At 39.7% G+C, this 15,009-nt stretch carries 12 protein-coding genes and 6 tRNA genes; 10 read left to right on the forward strand and 8 right to left on the reverse strand.

Annotation, left to right across the window (positions count from 1 at the left end):
* Positions 1 to 175 precede the first annotated feature (175 nt).
* From MHH51_RS01560 to MHH51_RS01580, 5 genes are all read right to left on the reverse strand, one after another.
* Positions 176 to 1,828: a glycerol-3-phosphate dehydrogenase/oxidase gene (locus MHH51_RS01560; protein ID WP_339284123.1), complete on the reverse strand. Its 1,653-nt coding sequence runs from the start codon at positions 1,826 to 1,828 to the stop codon at positions 176 to 178.
* 36 nt (positions 1,829 to 1,864) lie between these two features.
* Entirely contained in the window at positions 1,865 to 2,872 is a 1,008-nt protein-coding gene (locus tag MHH51_RS01565) for a 2-hydroxyacid dehydrogenase (protein ID WP_147212790.1), read from the reverse strand.
* A 92-nt stretch (positions 2,873 to 2,964) separates the two neighbouring features.
* Positions 2,965 to 3,723, reverse strand: coding sequence for a 3-oxoacyl-ACP reductase family protein (locus MHH51_RS01570; RefSeq protein WP_339284125.1), 759 nt, complete (start codon positions 3,721 to 3,723; stop codon positions 2,965 to 2,967).
* Between the two features lie 47 nt (positions 3,724 to 3,770).
* Entirely contained in the window at positions 3,771 to 4,571 is an 801-nt protein-coding gene (locus MHH51_RS01575) for a hypothetical protein (RefSeq protein ID WP_339284127.1), read from the reverse strand.
* A gap of 206 nt (positions 4,572 to 4,777) precedes the next feature.
* A complete protein-coding gene (locus MHH51_RS01580) occupies positions 4,778 to 5,143 on the reverse strand; it encodes a helix-turn-helix transcriptional regulator (RefSeq protein WP_260052880.1) in 366 nt (121 codons plus the stop codon).
* Between the two features lie 278 nt (positions 5,144 to 5,421).
* On the opposite strand from MHH51_RS01580, the gene MHH51_RS01585 reads away from it, so the two are divergent.
* Complete coding sequence (locus MHH51_RS01585; protein WP_339284130.1) at positions 5,422 to 6,012, forward strand: class D sortase; 591 nt, start codon at positions 5,422 to 5,424, stop codon at positions 6,010 to 6,012.
* A 55-nt stretch (positions 6,013 to 6,067) separates the two neighbouring features.
* Here MHH51_RS01585 and MHH51_RS01590 read toward each other — a convergent pair whose 3' ends face one another.
* The 3 genes from MHH51_RS01590 to fabI all read right to left on the reverse strand — a co-directional run bounded on the left by MHH51_RS01590 (position 6,068) and on the right by fabI (position 10,021).
* Positions 6,068 to 7,309, reverse strand: a complete 1,242-nt coding sequence (locus tag MHH51_RS01590) for a zinc ABC transporter substrate-binding protein (RefSeq protein WP_339284132.1) — start codon at positions 7,307 to 7,309, stop codon at positions 6,068 to 6,070.
* A gap of 364 nt (positions 7,310 to 7,673) precedes the next feature.
* Entirely contained in the window at positions 7,674 to 9,101 is a 1,428-nt protein-coding gene (locus tag MHH51_RS01595) for an aldehyde dehydrogenase family protein (protein WP_147212796.1), read from the reverse strand.
* Between the two features lie 143 nt (positions 9,102 to 9,244).
* Positions 9,245 to 10,021, reverse strand: coding sequence for an enoyl-ACP reductase FabI (gene fabI / locus MHH51_RS01600; protein WP_339284133.1), 777 nt, complete (start codon positions 10,019 to 10,021; stop codon positions 9,245 to 9,247).
* A gap of 537 nt (positions 10,022 to 10,558) precedes the next feature.
* Between fabI and MHH51_RS01605 the strand changes: the two genes are divergently transcribed.
* From MHH51_RS01605 to mvaD, 9 genes are all read left to right on the forward strand, one after another.
* Positions 10,559 to 10,633: transfer RNA gene (locus MHH51_RS01605), tRNA-Glu, on the forward strand.
* 5 nt (positions 10,634 to 10,638) lie between these two features.
* Positions 10,639 to 10,714, forward strand: a tRNA-Val gene (locus MHH51_RS01610).
* 4 nt (positions 10,715 to 10,718) lie between these two features.
* A tRNA-Thr gene (locus MHH51_RS01615) sits at positions 10,719 to 10,794 on the forward strand.
* 41 nt (positions 10,795 to 10,835) lie between these two features.
* Positions 10,836 to 10,920 (forward strand) — tRNA-Tyr (locus MHH51_RS01620).
* 10 nt (positions 10,921 to 10,930) lie between these two features.
* Positions 10,931 to 11,002, forward strand: a tRNA-Gln gene (locus tag MHH51_RS01625).
* A gap of 197 nt (positions 11,003 to 11,199) precedes the next feature.
* A tRNA-Lys gene (locus MHH51_RS01630) sits at positions 11,200 to 11,272 on the forward strand.
* A gap of 435 nt (positions 11,273 to 11,707) precedes the next feature.
* Positions 11,708 to 12,997: a hydroxymethylglutaryl-CoA reductase, degradative gene (locus MHH51_RS01635; RefSeq protein ID WP_339284135.1), complete on the forward strand. Its 1,290-nt coding sequence runs from the start codon at positions 11,708 to 11,710 to the stop codon at positions 12,995 to 12,997.
* Positions 12,994 to 13,950 (forward strand): mevalonate kinase, encoded by a 957-nt coding sequence (mvk, locus tag MHH51_RS01640; protein WP_147212699.1) that lies wholly within the window; start codon positions 12,994 to 12,996, stop codon positions 13,948 to 13,950. The genes MHH51_RS01635 and mvk overlap by 4 nt, the downstream gene beginning before the upstream one ends.
* A gap of 83 nt (positions 13,951 to 14,033) precedes the next feature.
* Entirely contained in the window at positions 14,034 to 15,008 is a 975-nt protein-coding gene (gene mvaD, locus MHH51_RS01645; RefSeq protein ID WP_339284137.1) for a diphosphomevalonate decarboxylase, read from the forward strand.
* Position 15,009: the final 1 nt, after the last annotated feature.

The raw sequence follows: 15,009 nt of genomic DNA on the forward strand, positions 1-15,009 counted from the left end.
ATACAGCTTAAGGATTTAAAAGTTATATTTCTCCATAATTTGGATAAGGGAAAATATTGTGGACGCTTACAACGCGATAAATTAATTATATAACTTGGTAAGAATCTTGTCTACATCTAAATGAAAGCACTTTCATTAATGATTTAACAGTACAAAATTCTTAATGAAAACTTTCTTATTTATCTAAGAAAGTTACTGCTTTATGATGTGTATATAACGTTTTTCTTTTTTGTTCGTCCATAGTATTTTTGTCCCAATTAAGCAGTTCGGCCATTTCCTCAGCTGCTGCATTCAAGGTTTCTAATACTTTATTTGGTTTAAATAAGACATAGCTTGTACGACGATCATAGAAATCTGTTAACGTAGCAGCCATTTCGTTCTCGACAGTGTATTTAACTTCTGCACGTATATTGCGGGATTTTTTATCAAAATCTTTTTTGTCATAGTCTGCTACCTCTTTTAGAAACACCTCTGTATTAGAACCATAACGTTCAACATAGTCTGATATTTCTTGTTTAGAGAAACCGAGCTGCTGGTAGCTTCCATAAAGCTTTTGAATGAGCTGCTCTATTTCCTCAGAAGATGAAAACTTTCCGCCGGTTAAGTGGACAGATTCTGTGATAGAAGCAGTCTTTTTCTCTTTATTCTTTTTTTCTATATATTGCATGATACGCTCAGCCATTTTTCGGTAGCCGGTTAATTTTCCTCCGGCGATGGTAATAAGCCCAGTGTCTGATTCAAATATCTCGTCATGTCTGGAGAGCTCAGCTGAAGATTTTCCTTCTTCGCCAATTAATGGCCGAACCCCGGCCCAACTGGAGATAACATCTGAAATATTTAAGTTTACAGCTGGGAACATGTCTTTGAGGCAGTCTAATAGATAAGTAACCTCAGATTTATTAACATGAATATCCTCGATATCTTCTGTATAAATAGATTCTGTCGAGCCGACATAGGTAGTGTCTCCTCTTGGAATAACTGCAATCAACCGGCCCTTATGCTGAAAATACGTGGACGATTGTACAGGCAATTTATTTCTATCGAAGACAATATGAATTCCTTTAGCAAGAACCATATATTTTCCTTTGATTGGCCGATCCTTTTTCCTGACAAAATCTACCCAAGGGCCGGCTGCGTTGACGATATAATTTGCTGTGATTTTCAGTGTTCTTCCGCTTAATTCATCCTTAGCGACAATTCCTTTCACCTGGTTGTCAGGATTTTGGATGAAGTCTGTCATTCTTACGTAATTAAGCAGCTTTGCCCCGCGTTCTTGGGCCGTCTTTGCAACTTCCAGCGTGAGACGGCTGTCATCAGTGCGATATTCTACATAGACACCACTTCCTTGAACAATTTTCTTGTTGAAAAGAGGCTCGTTTTTCATGGTTTTGCGTTTTCCATAAATGGTATGACGTTCTTCTTTTCTTACACCGGCCAAACGATCATATAAAGTCAGCCCTGCTTTTAAGGTTGCCAGATTATAAGATTCCTTTTTGATAAGCGGAAAATTCATCCGGATAGGGTGCACAAGATGCCTGGCATTATTAAATACAATTTCGCGCTCGCTTCCTGTCTCTTTTACTACCGGGAAGTCAAAATTTTGCAGGTATTTTAATCCACCATGAATTAATTTAGTAGACCTGCTGCTTGTACCTGAAGCGAAGTCATTCTTCTCAATGAGGGCTACCTTGAGACCCCGTGTAGCAGCATCAAGTGCAATTCCAGCTCCTGTAATACCGCCCCCGATAATTAATACATCAAATTGCTCCTGCTCCATTTCTTGGATGACGGAGGGACGTGATAAAGTTGAGAAAGCTTTTTGTTCCATATATATGCTCCTTTACAGATCAAATATTTCTTTATTTTAATGATTAAATAAATCAGATTCCTTTAATAAACGGGTCACTAATAAATCAGGTGTATTTTTAAAGGCATCATTAGTGCTTCCAGCAAGATGTGTTGTCACTGTTACATTATCTAATTGCAGGAACGGGCTGCTTAAAGGAAGCGGCTCGTCATCAAATGTATCAATCGCAGCGCCCATAATTTCTTTTTTTTGTAATGCTTGAATGAGGTCTTGCTCATTTACAAGGCCAGATCGTGCGGAATTAACAAAGATTGCGGTCTTTTTCATTTTTTCAAAATGCTCGTAACGAATCATATGCTTCGTATCTTCTGTTAATCTGCCATGCAGCGTAACAACATCTGCTGTTTCAAGTAACGTATCGAGCTTGTCCACTTGCTGGAAATTTGTTTCTCCTTTGAAATATGGATCATAAAAGACGACGTTCATATCAAAAGCTGCTAAAAACCTCCCTACAAGCTGTCCAATATTTCCATATCCGATAATACCTGCAGTCCGACCGCCTAACTCAGGGATTGTCTCACTATTTGGGAAATTCTTACGCCAGTGTCCATTCCTTAAAGCTGTATGTGCGCGTGTAATATTTCGAATTTCAGAAAGGATTAACCCAACTGCGAATTCAGCAACACTGCGGGCGTTTCTTCCAGGTGTGTTGAAGACAGATATATTTAAATCATTTGCTACGTTATGATTGATATTTTCTGTGCCGCCACGAAGAACCCCGACCAGCTTTAGATTCGTAGCAGCTCTTAATACTTTTTCATTAATTGGAGCAAATTGTGTAATGATGATATCAAATGTATCAATATCACCAAGCAGCGAATCAGGGAGGGAAATGACTTCACTGCCGCCTTGTTCCACGGCTAAGTTATCCTCCTGCAGTGCCTCAATATTTTTATGTGTCCATTCACGGACAGTTACTTCAACACCTTGATTTTCTAATTTTTTAAGTCCGGCCTGCATCATTTCTTTTGGAATGAATAAGTCGGCAAATGCTAAACACTTCATTTACTGGGCATGTTTCTCTTGTTGTCAGGCTCCAAGTGAAACGCCCTTCACCTCTTTTCTTTTTTACATTTTCATCTATTTTTTAATAAGAATCATCGCATCAGCATCCCGCCAGTAGCATCAATTGTTGCTCCGGTGATATAACCGGCTCTTTTTGAAACTAAGAAGGCAGCAATATCAGCAATATCACCAGGCTGTGCAACTCTGCCAAGCGGAATCCGATTCACATAATAAGAAGCGTCCTTTTCTAATTTTTCACGAATCATATCTGTTTCTACAATGCCAAGCGCAAGGTTATTGACGCGGATACCATCCTTTGCATGTTCGCGTGCCATGGATTTTGTGAAAGCTATCATTCCCGCTTTGCTTGCGGCGTAATGTGAATGACCGGTGGTTGAGCCGTGGAAAGCTGCCTGGGATGTTATATTAAGAATTTCTCCTGGCTGTTCTATTTCTAAACAATGGTTTAAGAACGCCTGGGATGTCAGAAATACAGAAGTGAGATTCACATCTAAGGTTGTATTCCAATCTTCTAATTTAATAGATTTCACATAGCCTGTAGGCCAGATTGCTGCATTATTTACCAGAATATCTAATGTTCCGAATGCTTTGATGCTTTGGGAAATAATAGAAACTGCATCATCTGCATTTGCCAGGTTTGCATGAATAGCAAGTCCTTTTTGTCCGGTAGCCTCAATAGCTTTTACCACTTCATCGGCTTTTTCCCGATTGCTTTGATAAGTAATAACAACATTTGCACCTTCATTTGCAAGAGTTAAGGCGATTTCTTTTCCAACACCTCTGGACCCGCCAGTGACAATCGTTGTTTTATTTTTAATTCCTAAATCCATCTTTTTCATTCCTCCTCACTTTTTAAATAACCTCTTGGAAGAAGCTATTATGATGAGTAGTCGTTATACACTTTATTTGCTTCTTCGGCTGTCGCTTCATGATGGATGATCTGGTTTAATGCGGCTACGACAGCTGCAGGGTTTGGGTTCTGAATAATATTACGTCCTACTGCGACACCGCTTGCTCCAACATCCATACAATGGTGGACAAAAGCAAAATAATCAATGATGTTCTCTGTTTTTGGGCCTCCCAGAGCAACTACCGGTGCATTTGCTGATTCTACAATTTCACTATCCTCCGGCTTTCCTGAAAAGCGGGTTTTGATAATATCCGCACCAAGCTCTGTTCCTACGCGGGCTCCAGCAGCAATATAGGAAGCCTGATTAGATTCCTCATTCGTTACTGGATAACCAAAAGGTAATGTTTCGCACATAAATACAGTGTTCCAAGTTTCAGAATCTCTTGCTAATTCACGGGCGATGTTATGAGAGCTTGCTTCATTATCAGCCCCCGGGAAGGTCATGTTAATAACTCCATCCGCACCAAGCTTTAACGCATCTTCAACGGATGCAACATAAATTGTATCAGGAACAGAAGGGTCAAGCAGGCTGGAAGACATATCAGCACGGATCAACATCCCCACATCAGCAAAGGCATCCGCGTGCTTTTTCGCCATTCCGGGTGTAACCAATACTGCATCAAGGCCGTTTTCAACAAGTTCCGGCATTTGAGCAATGGTTTTGTCGATTCCTTGTGTTTGATTTGTAAAGTAGTAACCGTCTAACGCTAAAGTAAGCGTTTTCTTATCTTTCGAAAAAATACGTGCTAATCTTCTGCTTTTAGACATATTATCGCTCCATTCTTACCTTATTTAGTACAGATAATAAAAAAATCCCCCACAAAAAAGACAGATGACTGTCGTTCTTCGTGGGGAATCTTCTCATTATCCCGTACTTCTATTTTGTTATATCTTCATATTAACGAATGAATAAGATTCTGTCAATTTAAATCTAAATATGTACGTTCGTGGAAATTATGGGAGAGGTCATATACCTATTTTTTCCTTCTGCTCTTTTTGAAAAGTATATAATCATATATATCCTGAAATTCCTCCGTAGTGAGGCCCGCTAAATCGCGAAACATAGCATCTGCATCCGGGAATTTTTTCTGAATGCTTGTAACAGAATCGTTTTGCTGATTTGAAACACTGGAGGCCGTACCCTCTGTTCGGCCTAGTAAGTAGTCTGCTGTAACCTTCAGAACATCTGCAATCGCTGTTAATTCACTTCCTTTGATGGGGCGGTCACCGGACTCGATTCTATTCATGACACTAACATTAATATTGACACGTTTAGCCAATTCTTTTTGCGTCCAATTATTTTGAAGGCGTAATTGTATAATTCGTTGACCGGTATTCATGGTGCACCTCTTAATTTCTGTTTTAGAAATTAATTATAACATATGGGAAGCATGAAATTTAATTATAAAGAATTTTTGGATAGATGAGCAAAAATATAGTATAATCAACTTACCTTTAGATGAAAGAATTTATATATTGATTGATTCAGAACGATAAATAACTTTTCAGAAAAATAATAAAGTCTACAGGGCTTGTGGTACATAAGCTTTTGAAAATCCTTCTGGAAAAAGTTTCGTTCTATTTTAATTTGAATTAATTTACCAAGGGAGAGACTTCAATGAGAAGAATAGGAATCCTCTTTATTATCATAGGTGTTGTCTGTTTAGGCGTTTTCGGATATCAAATTATAGGGCACGAACAATCACAGAAACAATCTTTAATTCAGGCGGAGGAAAGAATAGAGCAGGGAGCCAATACGCAGGGTGAAGCCGATCAGGACATAGAAGAAACAATAGAACAATTTGAAGCGGAGACGGACGAAGCGTTCGCTACTTTAGAAATACCAAAACTGGGGAAAATACTGCCTATCGTTGAAGGGACTGACCCGGATTCATTAGACAAAGGAGTCGGGCATCTTTCTAACTCTGTTTTACCTGGACAGGGTGAGCAAATTCTTTTATCAGGGCATCGTGATACCGTATTTCGTGATTTTGGTGATCTGGAAATAGGGGATACGTTTGTCGTACAGATGCCGTATGGAGAGTATACGTATGAAATAAGAGAAACAGAAATTGTTCCAGAGGACGATACTTCTGTTATCCGGGAAATGGGAGAAGAGGTGTTAGTGGTTACGACATGCTATCCATTTCACTTTGTAGGCAGTGCGCCGGAACGTTTCGTCGCCTATGCTTATCCAGTTTCTGAATAATAATGAAACAGCTTTCTTCCAGAGAAATACCATTTCATTGGAAGAAAGCTGCTTTTTAATCGTTTAGCACTGTTTCTAAAGTTTCAATATTTTTTTGCATTAAGCTGAAGTAATCCTCACCATTTTCTATATCTTCTTCAGTAATGGTCTCCATATTACTGAGAACAGCACTTTCGGCACCAATTTCATCCTGGATAATCTCGCTTATTCTGCTGCTGATATTTCTTTCGAATACAACATACTTCAAATCATATTCACGGGCTTTATCAACAATTTCTACTAATGCAGCTTGGGAAGGCTCCTGTGATGATGATAAGCCATGGATACTGATTTGTTCTAATCCATATCGATCTTCCCAATAGCCATAGGCAGCGTGTGATACAATCATTTGCGGATGGTCTGCGTCACCGATGGTTTGTGCTAATTCTTCATCCACTTGTTCTAGCTGTCCTTTTAATTCCTCAAAATTCTCAGTGAAATAGTCTTCATGCTCCGGCATTTTTTCAACAAGAAGGTCTTTAATATTTTCAGCTAATTGAATGCTTATTACTGGATCAAGAAAAACATGTGGATCGCCAATGCCGCTCTCGCCATCATGATTATCAATGAGTAAGTCAACGACACCGGATTCCGTAATTACTTCTCCATTAGCATCTGTGAGCTCCAGCTTCACTTCTAAGGTATCATTAATTTGTGTTTCAAATGAAGGACCGTCTGCATCTTCATTCAGCTGCCAGTCCTCTGAACCCTCTGTACGGAAATACCAGTTCCATTCTTCAATGTCTTCATCGATCGTTGTTTCCGCTTCTAATGAAGCTGTATCGCCACTGTGATAATGGTCATTTATACCGTTAATAATAATATCTCCATTATCTTCTGCTTTTTCCTCGTGATGATGTTCTTCACCTTCATGGTCATGATCATGTTCTGCTTCTCCGCGAAGGTGGATATCCTCGCCAATTGCGGCGACTTCTACCTTTTCACCTTCCAGAATATCCTTTGCTTTTGATGCGAAAGGTTCCATGCCAACGCCGGAATAAATGAATAAATCCTTCTTGGCTAGATCAACCATCTCACGTGAGCTCGGTTCGTATGTGTGCGCGTCTGCATTTGGCGGGTAGATGCTTTCTACATCAACAAATTCTCCGCCAACTTTTGAAATAAAATCTTCTAAAGCAAAAATAGTTGTAGAGATCTCCAGCGTTTCTTTATTTTCTTCCTGACTATTATCAGCTGATTGGCAGCCAGCAAGGAAAAGTATGAGAAAGCTGGCAAAAATAATTGTCCGTTTTATCATGAAATGTACCTCCGTTGTTTAATATTAGAATAACCAATTTAGTTCTTTAAAAAATAAAAAAGCAATGCTGCATAGAATTGCTTCGTTTTGAGGCGCTTTGTGATTGTAGTTTACCCAGTAAAAGTAAAGTAGATTAAATTAAGTTGTGTTGTGAAGATTATTCGTAATCGTTACGATTTAAAATTTACAGGTTTTTAGAACGGATGTCAAGCAATTTTTATACTTTTAACATTAAAAGTTTACTACGCTGAAATGATTTATTTGAAGTTGTGGTTATGCAATATCAAAGAGGCATGCTGAAATTCAATACTTTTGAACACAAAAAAATCAGCAGCATAAGAGCTGCTGAAAATAAGATCAGTATTTAAGAGGGTAAGCCTGTAATTGTTTTTACTTCTAAGAATTCCTCAATACCGTAGTCCCCCCACTCACGTCCAATTCCGGATTGCTTGTAGCCGCCGAATGGAGCAGTGAAGTCAGATTGTCCATCATTGACAGTGATTCTGCCAGAGCGGAGACTTTTTGCGACATGGGTTAAGGTGTCCGGGTTATTTCCGATAACATAACCTGCTAAACCATAAATAGTACCATTGGCTATATCGATTGCCTCATCTAAATCCTTATAGGTGATAACGGAGAGTACAGGTCCGAAAATCTCTTCTTGAGCAATCTTGTCTTCAGGCTTTACATCGGTAAATACAGTCAGCTTGGAATAATAACCTGTCTCCAAGCCTTCAGGTTTACCGGTTCCGCCGGCAACGAGTGTCGCATCGCTGTCTATTCCAGTCTGGATATAATCCTGTACAGTGTTCCATTGCTTCTCCGATACCTGTGGGCCAGTAAAGGTGGATTCATCTTTTGGATCACCTATAGGAAATTCAGATAGATGACGTTTGATTGCTTCGATAAAATCATCATGAATAGATTCAGGGACAATTGCACGTGTTCCTGCTGTACAAACCTGACCTGTATTGCCGGCAATATTGGAAATCGCCTTTTTAGCAGCGTAATCGATGTCTGTATCATCTAATACAATGATTGGAGATTTACCGCCAAGTTCCAGCGCTACTTTTTTAATATCTGGTGCTGCATTTTCCATAATTTTAGTTCCAACTTTACCGGATCCGGTGAAAGATACGAAATCAATATCCGGGTGAGAGCTGATACCATTACCAATTGTATCGCCTGTTCCGGTTACAAGGTTGAATACTCCTTCAGGAACGCCGGCAGCTTCCATCGCTTCGGTAAGCAGCATTGCCGCAAATGGCGTTTCTTCAGACGGTTTTAATACCACTGTGCTGCCAGCTGCAAACGCGGAAGCTAACTTCGTAGAAACTTGGTTTGTAGGGAAATTCCATGGTGTGATTAAACCGGCAACGCCAATAGCATCTTTTTGGACCAAAGAGTTTTCCCGTTTTTCGGTAAACTCAAAATCGCGTACTAGCTTTGCTGCTGTGCGGAAATGGTTTAATCCCATTTGATATTGTACATTTGTGGTAAAAGTTACTGGAGAGCCAAGCTCTGCTATGATTATTTCAATAAACTTGTTTTTCCGTTTCTCATATTCATCTGCAATGCGGTCTAACAATGCAGCGCGTTCTTCTTTGGTTGTTTGTGAAAAAGCCGGGAATGCAGCTCGCGCAGCTTTTACTGCTTTATCGAGATCCTCTTTCGTCCCAGAGCTGATTTCACCAATTTTTTCTTCCGTTGCAGGGTTGATCACATCAATTTTCTCGTTTCCAGTGGAATCAACCCACTGACCGTTAATATAATGCTGTATATAGTTATACATTTTATTACACCCCTTTATATATTTTCCATTAATACTGATTCCCGCTATAAATAGTTATTAAACATAGAAGAAAACTTTGTTTTCAGCCAAAAAAAAACTGCCTTCTCTTTTTAAGAGAGGCAGTTTTGTATATTTTGTAGGAATCAGCCGCCGATAATGTTAAAACCGGCATCCACATGCAATACTTCCCCAGTGATTCCGCGAGAGAGTTCACTAAGGAAGAATAAAGTTGCATCTCCAACTTCATCCTGATCAATGTTACGGCGCAGTGGAGCTTTTTCTTCCACAACATGTGATTTTTCATTAAAATTAGCAACTCCCTTTGCAGAGAGTGTGCGGATTGGGCCTGCTGATACAGCGTTCACGCGAATTCCGCGTTTACCTACATCTTCAGCTAAATAGCGGACGCTTGCTTCCAAAGATGCTTTAGCAACACCCATAACGTTGTAGCCTGGAACAACCTGCTCCGCTCCAATATAAGTTTGTGTGACAATTGAGCCGCCTTCAGTCATTAATTCCTGTGCAGCCTTTGTAACAGATACCAGCGAATAAGCGCTGATTTCTTGTGCCAATAAAAAGCCGTCGCGAGAAGTATTTACATATTCACCTTGCAGTTCTTCACGTTTGGCAAAAGCAACGGAGTGAACTAACCCGTGAATTACACCGACTTTTTCTTTTATTTCATTAAAAGCCTCCTGTACACTCTCATCTGATGCTACATCGCAGGAAACAACTGCTTTTGGTTCAATTTCATGCTTATCTAAAAGTTTGGCTAGTTTTTTATAGGATCTTTCTTGTCTATTCGTAAAAATAAGGTTGGCTCCAGCATTATGTAGAGATTTTGTGATACCCCAGGCGATACTTCTTTCATTAGCAACACCCATTACAACAATATTTTTACCTTCTAATAGTTTTGTCATTTTCATCCTCCATTCAACATTTAACTTAGCACCTATTATAACTGATTAGTACCAGGTGATAAAGTGATAATCTGTTTTTCCTTTTAGATAGAAGAGCATATGTAAATAAAAATTCAGCCTGGGCAAGACTATTACGGAAATATATTTTACTTTCCCGGGAGGACTATCGGTGTATTTTTTAACTGGTTACATGTTTCATTTTATTTTTGTTGAAAAATTAAAGGGTATTATTTAGTAATTTAGCTTATAAAAAAATTTCATTCAGCAGGGAATCATGGTTATTAGTCATAAATAGAGAAATCACTCAAAAGTTGTTTATATTATAGAAGGAAATATTCAAAAGCATGGAATATGTGATGGAATTAAAGCCTCTAAAAACAGCATTGGAATAAGGGACAGGAGGTAATCGAGGAGCTTTTAAAAAATAAAATAAAGTTTTTTTCATTTTTCTCTTTACAAACGGTTGGTTACTCGATATAATAAAATTCGTCAGTTTGCGAGAGATACTTACATAAAGCTTCTCAGACAACGCATCATGGCCCGTTGGTCAAGCGGTTAAGACACCGCCCTTTCACGGCGGTAACACGGGTTCGAATCCCGTACGGGTCACCAATAATGGAGGATTAGCTCAGCTGGGAGAGCACCTGCCTTACAAGCAGGGGGTCGCAGGTTCGAGCCCTGCATCCTCCACCATTATGCCGGCCTAGCTCAACTGGTAGAGCAACTGACTTGTAATCAGTAGGTTGGGGGTTCAAGTCCTCTGGCCGGCACCATTTTTTGTGTATATATTTGAAAGTATGGTTAACAATAATATGGAGGGGTAGCGAAGTGGCTAAACGCGGCGGACTGTAAATCCGCTCCCTCAGGGTTCGGCAGTTCGAATCTGCCCCCCTCCACCATGTTTTTTGTTGGGCCATAGCCAAGCGGTAAGGCATCGGGTTTTGATCCCGTGTACCCTAGGTTCGAATCCTAGTGGCCCAGCCTTTTTTTTATGTCTTTTTTAGGCGGATAGCTTAAATAACAGGAGCCATTAGCTCAGTCGGTAGAGCAACGAGCAAAGCTTCTGCCGAGTAAACTGCGAGTAACCCCGAAGGATTAACTTCGAAGCGTTTGCTGGCAGATGCAGGGGTCTGCTGGATAGAGAAGCACTAAATAAGATATAAAGCTGTTTAAAATGGGAGCCATTAGCTCAGTCGGTAGAGCATCTGACTTTTAATCAGAGGGTCGAAGGTTCGAATCCTTCATGGCTCATTACAAGAATGACAAGTATAAAACACTTTAGGAAAACGGGATAATATTATCTCGTTTTTTTCTTTATAAATAAGTAAACTGTTTTATCCTTATATATATGTATTCAGGTCACTGAGGATTAAAATATATGAAGCGGGAAACAAATCATTAAAGCTCTTGCTTTTTGATATTACGCATAAGAAATAAATCATGAGAAAGTATATATTATAGAAGCATTGTAAGCATATAGACTGGTGTTGTGCATTTTTTTACTTTTAATAAAGTAAAAATTCTTATTTTATTACGATAAAATGATTAACATAATTCCAGTAACGAAATAAGTATCTTCTAAATGAAAAAACGGTAGAATTCGTGTTATAATCAAATATAGTTTAATTTAGTACTTAGTAATAAAAAACATATTTAGATATGATAAATAAAAAGGATGAGCTAGGCATGACCTCTTCAAGAATACCCGGTTTTTATAATATGACGGTAGAAGACAGGCGCGCATTATTACGTGAAGCCTTTTCTTTAACGGATGCAGAAACGCAAAATTTGTCTAACGCAGACGCGCTTACTATTGAAACAGCAGATAATATGATTGAGAATGTCATTGGTACCTATCAATTACCATTTGGATTAGGATTAAATTTTTTGATAAACGGGAAAGGATATGTAGTACCAATGGCTATTGAAGAAGCTTCTGTCGTTGCTTCTGCAAGCCATATTGCAAAAATAGTCAGAGAAGCTGGCGGATTTCAGACAGAGTCAAAGGAAAGACTGATGATTGGACAGATTCAAGTTGTTGGATGTCCTGATTTTCAAGAAGCAAAGCAAAAAATTTTTCAACAAAAAGATATATTAATGCGTGCCGCTGATGATGCTTATCCAAGTATTGTCAATCGCGGCGGCGGTGTGAAGGATTTGGATGTCCGGATTCTGAATGAAGAGGATTCTTCGTCATATAGTAAAATGCTGGTTATGCATATCTACGTAGATACCTGTGACGCAATGGGTGCTAATATGATTAATACCATGGTAGAATCTATTGCTCCAATCGTGGAAGAAATAACCAGGGGAAAGGTTTATTTGCGTATTTTATCAAATTATGCAGACCGCAGCCTTGTAACAGCGAAATGCTTTATACCTCCACATCTGCTGAAAACAGGTTCGTTTTCTGGGGAAGAGGTAAGAGACGGTGTTATTCATGCCTATGAATTTGCTGCTTCTGACCCCTATCGTGCTGTAACGCATAACAAAGGGATTATGAACGGGATTGATCCTGTTGTGATAGCGACAGGAAATGATTGGCGGGCAGTAGAAGCTGGAGCACATGCTTATGCTGCGAGAAATGGTCATTATGGATCTATGACTACATGGTCAAAGGATGAAGAAGGTAATCTTGTTGGTGAAATTGAATTACCAATGTCTATAGGAACAGTCGGAGGAGCAACACGCGTGCATCCGCTCGCTGATTTTTCTTTATCCATTATGCATATTGAATCAGCAGAAGAGCTTGCGCAAGTAATTGTGGCAGTTGGTCTCGCTCAAAATCTTGGAGCGCTCAAAGCGTTGGCAACAGACGGTATTCAGAAAGGTCACATGGCACTTCATTCACGTTCTGTTGCGATTGCCGGAGGAGCAACTGGGGAGATGATTGATGTGATAGCAAAACAATTAGTAGAACAACAAGAAATCCGTGTGGGAAAAGCTAAAGAATTGGTGGAACAGTATAAACAATGAGTGCAGAAAAAGTAACAGCGTCGGAAAAAACAGCTATTGGTATAGCTCATAGTAAGGTCATTTTAATTGGAGAGCATGCGGTTGTACACGGACAGCCGGCAATTGCTATCCCATTTCCTTTAATTGGTGTAGAGACGGTGATTGAGTATGTTCCTGGGGCGGTGAAAATGGACAGTACTTTTTATCACGGTCCCCTGAAGCATGCCCCGAAAGAGCTGGAAGGAATTGTTGAATGTGTATCCAGTTCCTGTGAATACCTTGGGATCCCTTATAAAGACTTATTAATACGAATTAATTCTTCTGTCCCTCCTGGGAAAGGCCTTGGATCCAGTGCATCTGTAGCTATTTCTGTCATTCGCTCTATATTCAACTACTGTGATAAGGAATGCTCAGTAGAGGAATTGCTTCAATTAGCAAATGTTGCAGAAACTTATGCGCATGGAGCTCCCAGCGGGTTAGACACATTGACCATTACCTCAGATAAACCAGTCTGGTATAAAAAGGGAAATCCTGTAGAGCACATCGAATTAGGAGAAGATCTTCATTTTATTGTTGCAGACTCCGGCAGGATTGGTGATACCCGTACATCGGTTGAATCTGTAGCAAATCTGCTAAAAACAGCTCCACAACGTATTCATTCAAAAATAGAACGAATCGGAGAACTGACGCATAATGCGAAAGAAGCCTTAGAAAAGGCGAGTAAACACATTCTTGGGCAGCTGTTAAATGAAGCACAAAAAGAATTGGAAGTATTAGGTGTAAGTGATGCCGGTTTAAATAAATTAATTCACTTTGCCCGTGAAGAAGGTGCTTTGGGGGCAAAACTGACAGGTGGAGGAAATGGCGGCTGTATTATTGCGCTTGCTCAAAATGAAGTGCATTCGAAACAGTTAGCTGAAAAATTACGCCGATTTGGTGCTGCGGCAGTGTGGCCATTTGTATTAAAGAAATAAAGTGAAACTTTATTCAGTAGAAGGTTCTTTTTCACTGCAGTAAATGAATGTTTTGACAGGTATGTAGAAAAGGGGGTTCAAATATGAAGGCGACAGCAAGGGCGCATACGAATATCGCTTTAATTAAGTACTGGGGAAAGCGGAATGAATCATTAATTCTCCCTACCAACAGTAATCTTTCTGTTACATTAGACGGCTTTTCTACAGAGACAACAGTGCATTTTCAAGAGGACTTAAAGAAAGATATCTTTCTCTTAAATGAACAGAATGTAGAAGGGAATGCTCTTGAAAAGGTAGCAGTATTTTTAGATAAGGTGCGGGCTCTTTCTGGAAAAGAACTATATGCACAGATTCAATCAGTAAATCATGTCCCTACTGCTGCCGGATTTGCTTCCTCTGCATCCGGTCTTGCAGCATTGGCTGCTGCAAGTGCGAAAGCAATAGGGATCTCCTTGGATGACACAGAATTATCAAAATTAGCCCGGCAAGGCTCTGGTTCTGCTTGCCGCTCTATTTATGGCGGTTTTGTTGAATGGCAGATGGGGGAGCGTGAAGATGGAGCTGATTCCTTTGCAGTACAAGTTGCAGACAAGTCTCATTGGGATATTCGAATTGCGGCTGTTGTTTTATCAAAAACAACGAAAAAGGTCTCGAGCCGAGAAGGGATGCGCCGTACGGTAGAAACCTCTCCTTTTTATGCAGGCTGGCTGGAGCAGACACCCAAGGATTTACAAGAAATAAAACAAGCAATTGCTGAAAAAGACTTTGAAAAAATGGGAAGCATTGCAGAAGCAAACTGTCTGCGGATGCATGCGACAACATTAGGAGCTAATCCGCCTTTTACATATTGGCAGGACACAACAATGCGAGTGATGCAGACTGTGCAGAATTTAAGAGAAAAAGGGATTCCTGTGTTTTTTACAATTGATGCAGGTCCGAACGTAAAAGTATTATATTTATCAGAAGATGAGGATAAAGTAAAAAAACGTCTGCAATCCATTGAAGGCGTAGAAGATATTATTGTTAGCAAGCCCGGAAGCGGAATCAGCTATCTATAGG

This window comes from Oceanobacillus sp. FSL K6-3682 (assembly GCF_037976165.1).
GTDB classification, from domain to species: Bacteria; Bacillota; Bacilli; order Bacillales; family Amphibacillaceae; genus Oceanobacillus; species Oceanobacillus sojae.

Bases quoted from the DNA above. Each gene is read 5' to 3' on its own strand.
- MHH51_RS01560 (WP_339284123.1), bottom strand. From the start codon at position 1,828: ATGGAACAAAAAGCTTTCTCAACTTTATCACGTCCCTCCGTCATCCAA.
- MHH51_RS01565 (WP_147212790.1), bottom strand. From the start codon at position 2,872: ATGAAGTGTTTAGCATTTGCCGACTTATTCATTCCAAAAGAAATGATG.
- MHH51_RS01570 (WP_339284125.1), bottom strand. From the start codon at position 3,723: ATGGATTTAGGAATTAAAAATAAAACAACGATTGTCACTGGCGGGTCC.
- MHH51_RS01575 (WP_339284127.1), bottom strand. From the start codon at position 4,571: ATGTCTAAAAGCAGAAGATTAGCACGTATTTTTTCGAAAGATAAGAAA.
- MHH51_RS01580 (WP_260052880.1), bottom strand. From the start codon at position 5,143: ATGAATACCGGTCAACGAATTATACAATTACGCCTTCAAAATAATTGG.
- MHH51_RS01585 (WP_339284130.1), top strand. From the start codon at position 5,422: ATGAGAAGAATAGGAATCCTCTTTATTATCATAGGTGTTGTCTGTTTA.
- MHH51_RS01590 (WP_339284132.1), bottom strand. From the start codon at position 7,309: ATGATAAAACGGACAATTATTTTTGCCAGCTTTCTCATACTTTTCCTT.
- MHH51_RS01595 (WP_147212796.1), bottom strand. From the start codon at position 9,101: ATGTATAACTATATACAGCATTATATTAACGGTCAGTGGGTTGATTCC.
- fabI (WP_339284133.1), bottom strand. From the start codon at position 10,021: ATGACAAAACTATTAGAAGGTAAAAATATTGTTGTAATGGGTGTTGCT.
- MHH51_RS01635 (WP_339284135.1), top strand. From the start codon at position 11,708: ATGACCTCTTCAAGAATACCCGGTTTTTATAATATGACGGTAGAAGAC.
- mvk (WP_147212699.1), top strand. From the start codon at position 12,994: ATGAGTGCAGAAAAAGTAACAGCGTCGGAAAAAACAGCTATTGGTATA.
- mvaD (WP_339284137.1), top strand. From the start codon at position 14,034: ATGAAGGCGACAGCAAGGGCGCATACGAATATCGCTTTAATTAAGTAC.